Source organism: Listeria grayi DSM 20601 (assembly GCF_000148995.1).
In the GTDB taxonomy this organism is placed as follows: Bacteria; Bacillota; Bacilli; order Lactobacillales; family Listeriaceae; genus Listeria; species Listeria grayi.
Window position 1 is genome coordinate 1,353,538 of sequence record NZ_GL538352.1, and the last position, 12,767, is coordinate 1,366,304.

A 12,767-nucleotide genomic window follows, 5' to 3' on the forward strand; every position below is an offset into this window, starting at 1 on the left:
CAAGGAATGGCGTAATATGAGATGGATGATGTTAGTTGTATTCGTACTGTTTGGTTTGGCGTTTATCTGGGGACTTAGCAATGATGCCAAGCAATGGCAAAGCTCGAAGGATTTCTATGCATCGAAGGAGTTTGCAAAACAACAAAAAGAAGATGATCATCCGGTCACAGAAGCTGAGATCAAAGCAGATCTGACCGTAGTCTATGTAACAATGCCATTATATGATGATTTTCTACCTCAGAAATATCGGGACAATATTCCTTATGTATTATCTTTTACTTCGGACTCATTTATGACGATTCTTTATGTCGCGGTTTTTGCTCTGGGAATAACGGCGGTCGTGTTTGAGAGGTATACGAGAGGAAATCGGTTTACGGCGATGTTGCCGTACAAGCGTTCCAGTATCATGGCGGTGAAGCTGATACTTGGGATTGGGACGATCATTTTTAGTTATATATTTAGTGCCTTTATGGGATGGTCTTATTTCACGAGCAGGATTCCGGATAGATATTTGGACGTGGACGTACACAAATTTCTGATCGATATGGGTGGGGCGCTGATTTCCTTTATTTTGATTTTTATGCTCGCGATCATCATCGGATTATTGGTCGCGTCTCCAGCGGCTGGCGTTATCGTAGCGGCCTGCGCAGAATTGGTACCGCTGCTCTTTATGAGCGGGATAAGTAAAATAAATGATATCATTCATCCCAACTTAGAAGGGTCAGCATCGAAAAAATTCGTGGAGATGAGTGACTATTTCAGCATGTTCAATCCGTTTAGCTATGAAAGTTCAGGCTGGCTGCTATTGACGGTAAGTTCAGGCATTGCTGTTTTTCTGATCGTGATCGCAGTCCTTTTATTCCACTTTCAAAAGTTGGAGCGAAATGGGCAGATGTTTGCTTTCAGATGGGTAAAATGGCCGTTCATTTTTTTGACTTCGTTGAGTATCGGCATCTTGGTAGCGAACATGAGCGGAGGCAATAATTTATGGATATATCTTGGCTGGATGATTGGATTTATGGCGATTAGTATGGCGGTCATTATTCTCATTTTGGTAAAAGCAAAAGGTCTTTTCCAAATGGCGAAAACGAATTAAATTAATCATTCCCCCGAGCTGAGTTATTAGGTATAATGGTAATAGAACCTAAAAAGGGAGGATACAGTTTTGACGAATGAGCAAACGCAAGCAGATAATGAACAAATGAAAGCGCAATTAACGAAGCGCAATCTTCAATATATACAAGAAGTGGAGAAACAATTAAAGCTGCAGAATTATTCTGAAGCGCAATTGACAACTAAAATTGAAGAAATGTGCACTAAAATTTTAGAAAAACAAAAACAAGGAATAACGGCTAGACAGTTATTCAATGCAACACCCACAGAATATGTCCGGTCGCTGAACGCTAAACCAGAACGTGGCGGCAGTAGACAGGAAGAGGGCGAAACGAGCCGATTGTGGATCGGTATCGACGGCGGTCTGCTTATTTTCGGAGTAATGATGCTTGTAACTGGATTGACTTCTCTTTTCCAAAAAAATAGTGGTAATGTGGATCAGCTAGGACTGCTGGTTCTTATCCTTACGGGTGTACTTGGTGGATTTGCCATGATCATTTTCCGTAAATATGCACAGGAAATGAAGCGTGGGTCAAAAGGCGGGACAGCGAGATATATCTTGGTTGCGCTGGGTATCGTAGTAGCGTGGATGATCATTATGACGGTCGTACAAGCGTTTATTCCAAAACAAATCAATATTCCGGTCAATCCGATCGCAGCAGTTATTATCGGAGCAATCGCGATCGCAGCACGTTTTTACGTGAAGAAAAAGAAGAATATCCCATCGATTTAAGTAACAACTGGTCCTAATGGAAACTTATTTCCCAGGAAATGATTGGAAGAAGGAAAGTGGGGATGAGATGTTTTTATATGAAACTGTCAGCAAATTTACAGAAACAGAGCATCACTTGTATCGGTATATAGTAGAGAATAAAGATAGAGTGATGTATATGCGCGTCAGAGAGCTCTCAGAGGCGACACATGTGTCGCCGGCATCCATTGTACGTTTTACTCGTAAACTGGGCTGTGAAGGCTTCTCTGAGTTCAAGGTGAAGTTAAAACAAGAAGCACTACGGATCGGGGAGAAAAAGGCGCTGGATTCGGTCGAAGTCTTGGAAGCCTTTTTTGAGAGAACATTGAACCGTGATTACGACAAGCAGCTGGAAGAGGCTGTCGACATGATTCATGCTGCCAGCTTGGTAGTATTTCTCGGGATCGGGACTTCCGGTATTCTAGCAGAATATGGCTCGCGCTTTTTCTCAAACTTGCGTAAACGAACTTTTTATATCAAAGATCCGTTTTATCCCAATCCTGGCGAACAGTTTGATAACGCGGTAATGATCATTCTTTCTGAATCTGGCGAGACCGATCAAGTCATCGAACAGGCGCAAAATATGCAGCTTTATGGCAGCAAGATCATTAGTATCACGAATAATAACCGCAATACCCTTTCAAAATTGTCCGATATCAATATCCCTTATTTCGTAACGCAAGAGATGGTGGGGAAAACGAACGTTACTACTCAACTACCTGTGCTTTTCTTATTAGAAGCAATGGCGAAGAAAAACTATAATTTGGAACTCAAGCAGCAGCGTGATAGTAATAAATAAACTGAAAGACGGCTCGCTAATAGGGTCGTCTTTTTTAATACAAAAAAAAACAGCTACCTGATTACAGATAGCTGTTTTTGCCTTATTTCTCGATTTTACGATAAACATGGACGAACTCTGCAACGAGTTCTTTCAGTGTTTCAGTCGTGATCAATAGATCTTCTGCGTGGATAAGTAGCAGTTTGAATTCGATCGTTTCGCCGGAAGCCTCTTTTTGAATAAGTCCGTGATGGACGTGGTGGCCGTTATTCAAGTTTTCGTTGCCTTCCTTGAGCTTCGCCTCGGCTTCTTCAAAATCACCTTCACGAGCCGCTCTGAGCCCCTCTAAGTAAGAGCTTCTTGCTGAACCGACTTCACTGATCATGTTGAAAATGATTATCTCTAATTCATTCATTATACATTTACCTCCTTATGCCTGCTCAAATGGTGATAGACAGCACCAAGCAAGCCAGCTTGGTTTTTATGGGTAGCACTTAGCAGGATCGTGTCCCGCAGGCCGAACCAGTCCATTTTTTCTTGTAGTTCTTGGATGAAAGTAGGTCTGCTTGTTATCCCGCCGCCAATAAAAATGTGCGTCGGATCGAACAAGTAGATCAAGTTGTACAACCCCGCGCAAATATCATTATAGAAATTTTCTACAAGACGAATGCAGACAGGGTCATGGTTGTCATACCCAGCAAAAATCTCTTCTCCTGTTACAGCTGCATAGGCTTTGCCTGTTTGCTCCGCGTATTGCTTCCGCAAAATGTGCATGGTAGCTGTTTGATTCAGTGTATAGCTCCCAGGAGAGAAGGAGCCGGGACGGGAACTGAACATATAGCCGAACTCCCCAGCGCGGAAACGCCCCCCACGGATCAATTTCCCACTTGAAAAGATGCCGCCGCCGATTCCTGTTCCAATCGTCAGGCAAAGAAAATCATCTAGTTCTTGTGCTGCTCCCAACCATTTTTCAGCAAGCAGTGCGCAATTTGCGTCATTTTCGATACTTGCCGGCAAATGTATTTCTTTTTCGATCCATTCGAGAATGTTGAAATCATCAAAATCACGAATAGCTCCTCCCATAGTGATCAGACCTGTTTCCGGGTTCACATATCCCGGCGCGCTGATCGCGATTCTTGTAACTTCCGGATGAGTAGCTATCCAGCCCTTTATTCCGTCTAAGATCTCTTGGCCGTTAAAGGCGGTTATATTTTTCGACTCGATGGCAGTTATTTCTCCAGTTGGCAAAACGACCCCCATTTTAAGGGCCGTTCCACCAATATCGAAAGCTGCAAATTGAGTTTTACTTGTTGTCATTATATTCACTTCCTAAGTTGCTTAAAGTGCTTCTTGTGCGTCAGCTTTTGCTTTTTCATCCATGTTTTTGTCAGAAGTTGCTACTTTGTTTGTTACAAGTACAAACGGTAAGTAGATGATCGTTGAGATAACGACACACAGCAACCCGACTAGAAGGGCAAGCCAGTTACCGCCAGTTCCAAGGAATGGAATCAGTGGACCTGGAGTAGTCCAAGGGACTTGATAAGCAACCGGTGGAATGATTTTTAGTGAGATGAAGAAGTAACCAACTAATGTACAAACCGCTGGAGTGATGATGAACGGAATGAACATGATCGGGTTCAACACGATCGGAAGACCGAAAATAACTGGTTCGTTGATGTTGAATAACCCTGGTGCGATCGATAGTTTAGCGATATCACGATACTCAGCTCGGCGAGAAGCGATCAAGATCGCGATCAATAGACCAAGTGTCATACCAGATCCACCGTAGTTTGCAAATCCGTCATTCAGGCCAGCCCATGTTGCTGGGTAAGGAGCTCCCCAAGCAGAACCATGTTTTGCTACATAAGAAAGGTTAGCTAAGTTTGGTTCGGTGAAAATACTGTCGCGGATAGCTGCAACTGTATTTGGTCCGTGGATACCAAGAACCCATAGTAAGTTGGAAACAAGTCCGATAATGATAACAGATACAATGTTTGTACCCATATCTTTAAGTGGTGATTGGATTACAGTATAAACAAGGTCATTGATACCTTTAGGTGCTACTAATGTGATTACGTAGTTCAAGATGGAGAACAATACCATGATGATAACTACTGGGATCAATACTTTGAAAGAACGAGATACTGCTGGAGGAACTTGTTCCGGCATTCTGATCGTCAATCGTTCGTTTCGAGCTAGACGGGAGAAAACTTCCCCAGTGATAACGCCGACAATGATTGCTACGAAAAGCCCTTGAGCTCCCAAGAATTTTGTAGTGACGAATGCTTGGTTGTCGATCATTTGGTATGGTGTATAGACGATAAAGAACGCACCGATCGAGGTCAACCCACAGAGGAGTTCGTCTTGTTTAAAGAACAATGCTAAGTTACGGGCTACTAAGTAAACGACTAAGATCGCCATTATGTTTGTGGAACCCTGCAATACTGGTGCAAAAACAACCTGTGCACTAGCTAAGTGCGGGAAAAGTTTACCTAAGAATAAGATCTTAGCGATAAATCCGTCTGGTGAAAGGACTGCGAAGTTGATTAGCGTGATAATGGAACCAGCCATAATTAATGGAAAAACTAGAATAAATGCGTCACGAATTGCTGCAATATGGCGCTGTGAATTAAGCTTGTTCGCTACAGGAACAAGTGCGCGTTCCATACCACTTTCAAATTTGGACATGATACTCATATTTGGAACCTCCCAATTTTTAATATTTGTTTAACGCTTATTAAGCGGTATAACCTTGATTGTGAAACTCAATAGCAAGAAAGCCATGATTTGCAGACGCTTACATTTGGTAGATCAGAGGATAGATTCCCTTTTTATTCTAAGTTGGCGCCATTAGAAGCGATGACATCCTTATACCAATAGAAGCTGTCTTTTTTGAAACGAGCTAACTCTTTTTCATCCGTTTCATCGCGATCTACATAAACGAAACCATAGCGCTTCTGATAACCGTTCAGCCAGCTAAGCAGATCTGTAAAACTCCATGTGCAGTAGCCAAGCATTTCCACGCCATCTGTGATTGCTTCTTGCACTGCTAAGGCATGAGCACGTAGATAGTCGATTCGATACTGATCATGTATCTCATTCTCTGCTGTCAATTTATCATACTCACCAAGTCCATTTTCCGTGATCAGGATCGGCAGATGATAGCGGCTAGCGATTCGTCTGAGTCCGATCCGAAGTCCTGTAGGATCAATTTCCCAGTCCCAATTGGTCTTTTCAAGATGTGGATTAGTTACCGTTTTGAAAAGTCCTGGAATTCCAGATTCTTCGCTCGTCCCTTTTTGACCAGTCGTATTCATCTTTCCTTCGCTGACACCGTCTAATGGATTATATGCATTGGTGTTTGTCTGATAATAATTGACTCCCATGAAATCCGGTGTTCCTTTTTTTAGAAGCTTTTGGTCTTCTGTAGTGACAACAGGAGCGATCCCATTTGCTTCTAAATAGTTCATGACGATAGGGGGATATTCGCCCCACGCATAAACATCCATCCAGAGATGCGCATTGAATTCTTCTGCATTCTCAGCAGCGAGCACATTTTTAGGAGAAGCATCCAAAGCGTAATTCGGACCGTAAGCAAAACTTGGTCCGATCTTTCCTGCTAAACCGAGCTCTCTGAATTTTGCGATTGCAGAAGCATTTACAAGATTGGCATGATGATTTGCTAAAAACATTCGTTTACTGTCAGTTACACCGGGCGGGTGAGAAGCTCTGCTATAGCCATGCGAGATAAAGACATTTTGCTCATTCAGCGTTACCCAATAGCGAACACGGTCACCATAGCGCTGAAAGACAAGTTCGGCATAATCCGTGAAATCTTTGACGATCTGTCTGGATTCAAATCCACCATACTGGTCTTGCAGGCTCTGAGGAAGATCCCAGTGATAAAGTGTCACGATCGGCTCGATCCCATAAGAGATCAATTCGTCGATAAGATTATCATAGAAGAGTAAGCCAGCTTCATTTGGCTCGCCATTGCCCTGTGGTATAACACGACTCCAAGCGATAGAAAAGCGATATGCTTTAAGCCCTTGCTCTGCCATTAAAGCAACATCTTCTTTATAGCGATGATAATGGTCGACAGCTACATCGCCAGTTGTTTCTTTAAATGTTTTACCGGGAATACGAACAAATTCATCCCAGACCGAACGCCCCTTGCCATCGCTTTCCCAAGCACCCTCCACTTGGTATGCAGCAGATGCGGAACCCCAGAGAAAATCTTCAGGAAAACCTTTCAAGCGTTTGTGTTCCATTGTAGCACCTCCAGTGAAAGAATATTGCATTTATAATGTAAACGTTTTCGGCGGAAAAATAAATACTTTTCTCGTTTTTGGTCATTGTTTCAGGTTAATGGTAAAAGTTTCAGTATTGAAACGTGCTGTTTCAATACAGTTTGACAAGCTTTTTGAGATATTATATTCTATAGGTAATAAATCAAAAAGGTGGTGAAGAAACAATGCTTTTTACAATTGCGCGTTCTAATTTAATGACATTCTTATATTTTGTTCGTGCAATTATTTCCACTATTTTCGTTCAAGGGATCAGTCTGTCCTTTTTTAAACAAACGAATAGTCGAAAAAGAAGCATTGAATCTACCACAACGGTATAAGTATACAGGTTGGAGCGATAGACGTGCTGTCTGTCGCTCTTTTTTAATTGTTTCACGTGAAACAATAGATGATTTGCTTATTGTTCTCAAGGAGGAAATAAAAATGATAATTGCAAGTTTACAAAATGTAAATAAAAGCTTCGTAGGAAATAAAATATTGGAAGACGTTTCACTACAAATAGAAGAAGGCGAAAAAATAGGCTTTATTGGTCGGAACGGAGAAGGAAAGAGCACGTTGCTCAAGATACTGGCGGGCATTGAGCCAGTAGATAGCGGTACAGTAGCCACGAAAAAGAACAGTGTGATCGGACTTTTGGAGCAGATCCCTCAATCACAGGAAAATGAAAGTGTGATCGACTATGCCAAAAAAGGTTTTGAAGGGCTTAACGTGATCGAGCAGGATTTGCGCTTGCTGGAGCAACGGATGGCAGAAGATCTTTCGGAAAAATTATTACAGCAATATGGGGAAAAATTAGCGTTGTTTGCGGATAACGGCGGTTACGAAATGGAAAGTATGATCCAGAAAGTTGCAACAGGTTTAGGGATTCCGCATTTATTGGAAAGACCGTTCAACTCACTAAGCGGCGGGGAGAAGACGAAGGCGGCTCTCATGCGTTTGCTTGTACAACCTAAAGATCTGCTATTACTGGATGAGCCAACGAATCACTTGGATCTAGGCGCTTTAGAATGGCTGGCTGTTTATCTGAAGAATTATCGCGGCAGTATTGTTTTGATTTCACATGACCGTTACTTTTTAGATGAAGTAGCAGAAAAAATCGTGGAATTGGAAAATCAGGAGTTATTTATTTACTATACGGATTACAGTGGATATTTGAAAGAACGAGAAGAGCGACTGCTGTTGGAATTTCAAAATTATAAAGATCAACAGAAGAAAATCAAGAAAATGGAACAAGCGATCAAGCAGCTTCGCGAGTGGGCATTGCAAGCAAATCCACCAAGCGACTCGTTGTTTCGCCGGGCAAAAAACATGGAAAAGGCGTTAGCTAGAATGAAGCGCGTCAAAAAACCGATTTTAGAACAGAAACAGATGGGATTGCATTTTGAGCAGGCAGAACGAAGTGGGACAGAAGTCATCGTATTAAAAAATGCAGCAAAAGTTTTTACCGACAAACCGCTCTGGGAGAATGTCGATCTGCAGATCAGGCAGGGAGAGCGTGTAGCTATTTTAGGTGAAAACGGCGCAGGGAAATCGACCTTAGTAAAAATCATGCTTGGCGCGGAAAAAGTGTCGGAAGGAGAGTGTTTGCTTGGGACGAATGTCAAAGCAGCCTATCTCAGCCAGCAAATGGAGGAATTGGATGAAGAGAATACCGTTTTAGAGACTTTCCGTGATAAAGTTTATGTGACAGAAGGAGAAGCAAGACACTTGCTGGCAAATTTCTTGTTCTATGGCGAAACCGTTTTTAGGCCAGTAAGTCAATTAAGTGGCGGCGAAAAAATGCGGTTGCGGCTAGCGCAATTTATCCATCGCGAGGTAAACACATTGGTTTTAGACGAACCCACGAACCACCTGGATATTGCCTCAAAAGAGGTTTTAGAAGAAGCGCTACAAAAGTTCCCGGGTACGATCATCACGATCTCGCATGACCGTTATTTTGTCGATCAACTATGCAGTCGTGTGCTGTGGATGGAGAATCAACAAGTAGTCAGTTATGAAGGCAACTACACCTATGCACATTTTAAACGAAAAGAAACAAATAAATGATTGGAATAGCCGGATCAGAATCTGCTGAAATAGCGTTTTGATCCGGCTATTCATTGGCAGCGCTTACTTTAAAGGAATTTTATTTTATTCAGAAAACGCATTTTTTTCTGAATAAAATAACTATTCTGAGGTGCTTGACAAGCATAACTTCCTTCTTGTAACATCATATCAATACCCAAGTTTCATGTAGTGAAACGAAGCCATTTAACCTATAGCAAATCGCATCAGAGTGGGAGTCTTTTTTTCCCGCCTTTTTCTTTATAGGAAGAGAGTTATGCGTTTTTTGTTTAGGAAAAAATAAAAAGGAGTGTTTGTTAGCGATGTGGGAAAATAAGTTTAAAAAAGAAGGATTAACGTTTGATGATGTTTTACTTGTTCCAGCTCACTCAGAAGTTTTACCCAATGATGTAGACCTAAGTGTAGAGATGACCCACGCTGTGAAACTAAACGTTCCGATCTGGAGTGCCGGAATGGATACGATCACCGAGTCAAAAATGGCGATCGCGATTGCTAGACAAGGCGGAATCGGCGTTATCCATAAGAATATGAGCATCGAAAGACAAGCAGAAGAAATTGAGAAAGTAAAACGCTCCGAAAGCGGTGTTATCATCGACCCATTTTATTTGACACCAGACCACCAAGTATTTGATGCAGAACATCTAATGGGGAAATACCGTATTTCCGGTGTGCCGATCGTTAATAATGAAGAGGAAAAGAAATTAGTCGGAATCCTCACGAATCGCGATTTGCGCTTTATTTCTGATTATGCGACGGTTATCAAAGAAGTTATGACCAAAGAAAATCTGGTCACTGCGCCTGTAGGGACGACGCTCAAACAAGCAGAAAAGATCCTGCAAAAACATCGCATTGAGAAGTTGCCGTTAGTGGACGATAACGGAACGCTAAAAGGACTTATCACGATCAAAGACATTGAAAAAGTAATTGAATTTCCAAATTCTGCTAAAGATAAACATGGCCGCCTACTTGCTGCAGCTGCTGTCGGCGTCACAGGTGATACCTTTATCCGTGCTGAAAAATTAGTAGAAGCCGGCGCTGATGCGATCGTTATCGATACAGCACACGGACACTCAGCAGGCGTTATCAGCAAAGTGGCGGAAATCCGCCAAGCTTTTGCAGACGTAACGATCGTAGCTGGTAACGTGGCGACAGCAGAGGGCGCTAGAGCATTGTTCGAAGTTGGTGTTGACATTGTAAAAGTCGGCATCGGCCCTGGCTCGATCTGTACGACACGTGTTGTTGCCGGTGTAGGCGTTCCGCAAATCACAGCGGTTTACGATTGTGCGACAGTTGCAAGAGAATTCGGTAAAACGATCATCGCTGACGGCGGGATCAAATATTCTGGAGATATTGTAAAAGCATTGGCTGCTGGTGGACATGCAGTAATGCTTGGAAGCATGCTAGCAGGAACCGATGAAAGCCCTGGCGAAACAGAGATCTATCAAGGTCGCCGTTTTAAAACGTATCGCGGGATGGGAAGCCTGGCTGCAATGGAAAAAGGCTCCAAAGACCGTTATTTCCAAGCAGATGCGAAAAAATTGGTTCCAGAAGGTATCGAAGGTCGTGTTCCTTATAAAGGTTCGATCAGCGACATCATCTTCCAATTAGTAGGTGGGATCCGTTCTGGTATGGGCTATACTGGCTCCAAAGATTTGGCACATCTTCGCGAAGAAGCGCAATTCGTGAAAATGACAGGTGCCGGATTACGCGAAAGCCATCCGCATGACATCCAAATCACAAAAGAAGCGCCAAACTACAGCATTTCATAATAAAAAAATGTCTATATCAAAAACGTGCTTTCTTGCGGGTCAAATCCTCCAAGAAAGCACGTTTTTTCATTGTTTTATGGTAAGTAGAGGAGAATGCTTTAAAAAAACAAAATATCCCAACAAATCTCTTTCGCCTAAAAGGTTCATTTCTATGTGCAAAACCGATATACTAATAGATAGAGGAGGCGAAAAGCTCGCATGATACAACAAGCACAACAAATTTTACAAAATCAATTTGGCTATGAAGATTTTCGCGAAGGACAGCAAGACGTTATTGAGAAACTCATCGACAAGCAAGACGTCCTCGCTATCATGCCGACCGGAGGCGGGAAATCGCTTTGTTATCAAATTCCTGCTTTGCTTTTTGGCGGACTTACAATCATTGTGTCGCCTTTGATCTCATTAATGAAAGATCAAGTAGATGCACTTCTTGCAGAAGGTGTCGCAGCTACTTATATTAATAGTACATTAAACGGCCAAGAAATAGATGCAAGGCTCGAAGCCGCAGCGGCTGGAGAAATAAACATGCTATATGTCGCGCCGGAACGAATGGAAACCCCTAGTTTCAGACGCCTATTAGAACAAACTTCCATCTCATTGATGGCGGTGGATGAAGCGCACTGTATCTCCCAATGGGGACATGATTTCAGACCAAGTTACCGCGTACTTTCCAACGTATTAGCGGAACTTCAGCCAAAACCGCCGATTATTGCGCTGACAGCTACCGCTACAGAAGACGTGGCCCGCGATATATGTAATCAGCTCGGTATTACCTACAATAACCGAGTACAAACAGGATTTTCCCGAGAAAATCTATCTTTTCAAGTCGTAAAAGGCCAAGATAAAGATAAATATTTGCTAGATTACCTTAAGAAAAATCACGAGCAAGCTGGTATTATTTACGCATCCACTCGAAAAGAGGTGGAGCGTCTCACAGCTATTTTAAACAAAAACGGCATCGCAGCCGGTCAATATCATGGCGGAATGTCTGATAAAGCCCGAGCGGAATACCAAGAACAATTTCTATATGATGATATTACCGTGATCGTTGCAACAAACGCCTTTGGAATGGGTATCAACAAATCGAATGTACGCTTTGTTATCCATTATAATATACCGCGCAATATGGAAGCTTATTATCAAGAGGCGGGGCGCGCCGGACGAGATGGATTGCCAAGTGACTGTATCCTGCTTTTTGCTCCGCAAGATGCGCATATCCAGCAATTTTTGATCGATCAGTCCGAACTTAGCGAGGAATACAAACAAAATGAATACTTAAAACTACGCAAAATGACAGGCTACGGCTATACTGAAATCTGCCTGCAAAAATATATCGTCCAGTATTTCGGCGATGAAGCGCCGGAGTGCAAACATTGTAGCAATTGCTTAGATACAAGGGAAAGAGTAGATATCACAATCGAAGCGCAGCAGGCTTTTTCCTGTGTAAAACGAATGGGTGAACGTTTTGGTAAAGCAATGGTTGCCAAAGTTCTTACTGGCTCTCAGGATAAAAAAGTGCAGAGCTGGCGGTTCCATGAACTTAGCACATATGGTTTAATGAAGGGCGTACCTCAAAACGAAGTGCTGCAGCTCTTAGATTATTTAACAGCAGAACGCTATCTATTAGCGACAGATGGACAATTCCCAGCGCTTCAGCTTTCAGAACTTGCCGTAGAGGTGCTTCGCGGCGAACGCGCTGTACTCCGCAAACAAGCAAGACGTGCAGAAAAAGTGAAAATGAATGTAGATGAAGAACTATTTGATGAATTACGAACCGTCCGTCGTTCTTTGGCCTCCGAATTTCAAGTACCGCCATACATTATATTTTCTGATGATACTTTACGCGAAATGTGCCTCTATCTTCCTAAAGACAAAGAAGCGCTACTCGATATAAAAGGTGTAGGGGAAGCAAAACTAGAGAAGTACGGCACTTATTTTTTAGAAGTTTTACAAAATGTGGAAGACAAAAGAGAGGATTGACATAA

At 42.5% G+C, this 12,767-nt stretch carries 11 protein-coding genes; 7 read left to right on the plus strand and 4 right to left on the minus strand.

The features are described from left to right. Nucleotides 1–16: 16 nt before the first annotated feature. The 3 genes from HMPREF0556_RS06785 to HMPREF0556_RS06795 all read left to right on the plus strand — a co-directional run bounded on the left by HMPREF0556_RS06785 (nt 17) and on the right by HMPREF0556_RS06795 (nt 2,663). Complete coding sequence (locus HMPREF0556_RS06785) at nt 17–1,096, plus strand: ABC-2 transporter permease (protein WP_050776996.1); 1,080 nt, start codon at nt 17–19, stop codon at nt 1,094–1,096. 105 nt (nt 1,097–1,201) lie between these two features. Continuing rightward, the gene (locus HMPREF0556_RS06790; protein ID WP_050777012.1) at nt 1,202–1,846 is read left to right on the plus strand and encodes a DUF1129 domain-containing protein; all 645 of its coding nucleotides are present in this window, start codon (nt 1,202–1,204) and stop codon (nt 1,844–1,846) included. Between the two features lie 67 nt (nt 1,847–1,913). Next, on the plus strand, nt 1,914–2,663 hold the full coding sequence (locus HMPREF0556_RS06795; RefSeq protein ID WP_040486639.1) for a MurR/RpiR family transcriptional regulator: 750 nt from the start codon (nt 1,914–1,916) through the stop codon (nt 2,661–2,663). Between the two features lie 82 nt (nt 2,664–2,745). Here the strand turns inward: HMPREF0556_RS06795 and HMPREF0556_RS06800 are convergent, their stop codons facing one another. The 4 genes from HMPREF0556_RS06800 to HMPREF0556_RS06815 all read right to left on the minus strand — a co-directional run bounded on the left by HMPREF0556_RS06800 (nt 2,746) and on the right by HMPREF0556_RS06815 (nt 6,913). After that, nucleotides 2,746–3,057: a PTS sugar transporter subunit IIA gene (locus tag HMPREF0556_RS06800; RefSeq protein WP_003756851.1), complete on the minus strand. Its 312-nt coding sequence runs from the start codon at nt 3,055–3,057 to the stop codon at nt 2,746–2,748. After that, on the minus strand, nt 3,057–3,959 hold the full coding sequence (locus HMPREF0556_RS06805) for an ROK family protein (RefSeq protein WP_003756852.1): 903 nt from the start codon (nt 3,957–3,959) through the stop codon (nt 3,057–3,059). Before HMPREF0556_RS06805 ends, HMPREF0556_RS06800 begins: the two co-directional genes overlap by 1 nt. A gap of 21 nt (nt 3,960–3,980) precedes the next feature. Further along, nucleotides 3,981–5,339: a PTS sugar transporter subunit IIC gene (locus HMPREF0556_RS06810; RefSeq protein ID WP_003756854.1), complete on the minus strand. Its 1,359-nt coding sequence runs from the start codon at nt 5,337–5,339 to the stop codon at nt 3,981–3,983. Nucleotides 5,340–5,473: 134 nt separating this feature from the next. Then, complete coding sequence (locus HMPREF0556_RS06815) at nt 5,474–6,913, minus strand: glycoside hydrolase family 1 protein (protein ID WP_040486541.1); 1,440 nt, start codon at nt 6,911–6,913, stop codon at nt 5,474–5,476. A gap of 233 nt (nt 6,914–7,146) precedes the next feature. On the opposite strand from HMPREF0556_RS06815, the gene HMPREF0556_RS13795 reads away from it, so the two are divergent. The 4 genes from HMPREF0556_RS13795 to recQ all read left to right on the plus strand — a co-directional run bounded on the left by HMPREF0556_RS13795 (nt 7,147) and on the right by recQ (nt 12,762). Beyond that, nucleotides 7,147–7,269, plus strand: coding sequence for an RAxF-45 family protein (locus HMPREF0556_RS13795; protein WP_390620695.1), 123 nt, complete (start codon nt 7,147–7,149; stop codon nt 7,267–7,269). A 103-nt stretch (nt 7,270–7,372) separates the two neighbouring features. Beyond that, nucleotides 7,373–8,995, plus strand: a complete 1,623-nt coding sequence (gene abc-f, locus HMPREF0556_RS06820; RefSeq protein WP_040486542.1) for a ribosomal protection-like ABC-F family protein — start codon at nt 7,373–7,375, stop codon at nt 8,993–8,995. Between the two features lie 320 nt (nt 8,996–9,315). Further along, on the plus strand, nt 9,316–10,782 hold the full coding sequence (gene guaB / locus HMPREF0556_RS06825) for an IMP dehydrogenase (protein ID WP_003756862.1): 1,467 nt from the start codon (nt 9,316–9,318) through the stop codon (nt 10,780–10,782). A 198-nt stretch (nt 10,783–10,980) separates the two neighbouring features. Then, the gene (recQ, locus tag HMPREF0556_RS06830) at nt 10,981–12,762 is read left to right on the plus strand and encodes a DNA helicase RecQ (RefSeq protein ID WP_003756866.1); all 1,782 of its coding nucleotides are present in this window, start codon (nt 10,981–10,983) and stop codon (nt 12,760–12,762) included. Nucleotides 12,763–12,767 lie beyond the last annotated feature (5 nt).

What these genes read in the sequence shown, in the direction of transcription:
- recQ (WP_003756866.1), top strand. Translation starts at nt 10,981, where the DNA reads ATGATACAACAAGCACAACAAATTTTACAAAATCAATTTGGCTATGAA.
- HMPREF0556_RS06805 (WP_003756852.1), bottom strand. Translation starts at nt 3,959, where the DNA reads ATGACAACAAGTAAAACTCAATTTGCAGCTTTCGATATTGGTGGAACG.
- HMPREF0556_RS06795 (WP_040486639.1), top strand. Translation starts at nt 1,914, where the DNA reads ATGTTTTTATATGAAACTGTCAGCAAATTTACAGAAACAGAGCATCAC.
- HMPREF0556_RS06810 (WP_003756854.1), bottom strand. Translation starts at nt 5,339, where the DNA reads ATGAGTATCATGTCCAAATTTGAAAGTGGTATGGAACGCGCACTTGTT.
- guaB (WP_003756862.1), top strand. Translation starts at nt 9,316, where the DNA reads ATGTGGGAAAATAAGTTTAAAAAAGAAGGATTAACGTTTGATGATGTT.
- HMPREF0556_RS06790 (WP_050777012.1), top strand. Translation starts at nt 1,202, where the DNA reads ATGAAAGCGCAATTAACGAAGCGCAATCTTCAATATATACAAGAAGTG.
- abc-f (WP_040486542.1), top strand. Translation starts at nt 7,373, where the DNA reads ATGATAATTGCAAGTTTACAAAATGTAAATAAAAGCTTCGTAGGAAAT.
- HMPREF0556_RS06815 (WP_040486541.1), bottom strand. Translation starts at nt 6,913, where the DNA reads ATGGAACACAAACGCTTGAAAGGTTTTCCTGAAGATTTTCTCTGGGGT.
- HMPREF0556_RS06800 (WP_003756851.1), bottom strand. Translation starts at nt 3,057, where the DNA reads ATGAATGAATTAGAGATAATCATTTTCAACATGATCAGTGAAGTCGGT.
- HMPREF0556_RS06785 (WP_050776996.1), top strand. Translation starts at nt 17, where the DNA reads ATGAGATGGATGATGTTAGTTGTATTCGTACTGTTTGGTTTGGCGTTT.
- HMPREF0556_RS13795 (WP_390620695.1), top strand. Translation starts at nt 7,147, where the DNA reads ATGACATTCTTATATTTTGTTCGTGCAATTATTTCCACTATTTTCGTT.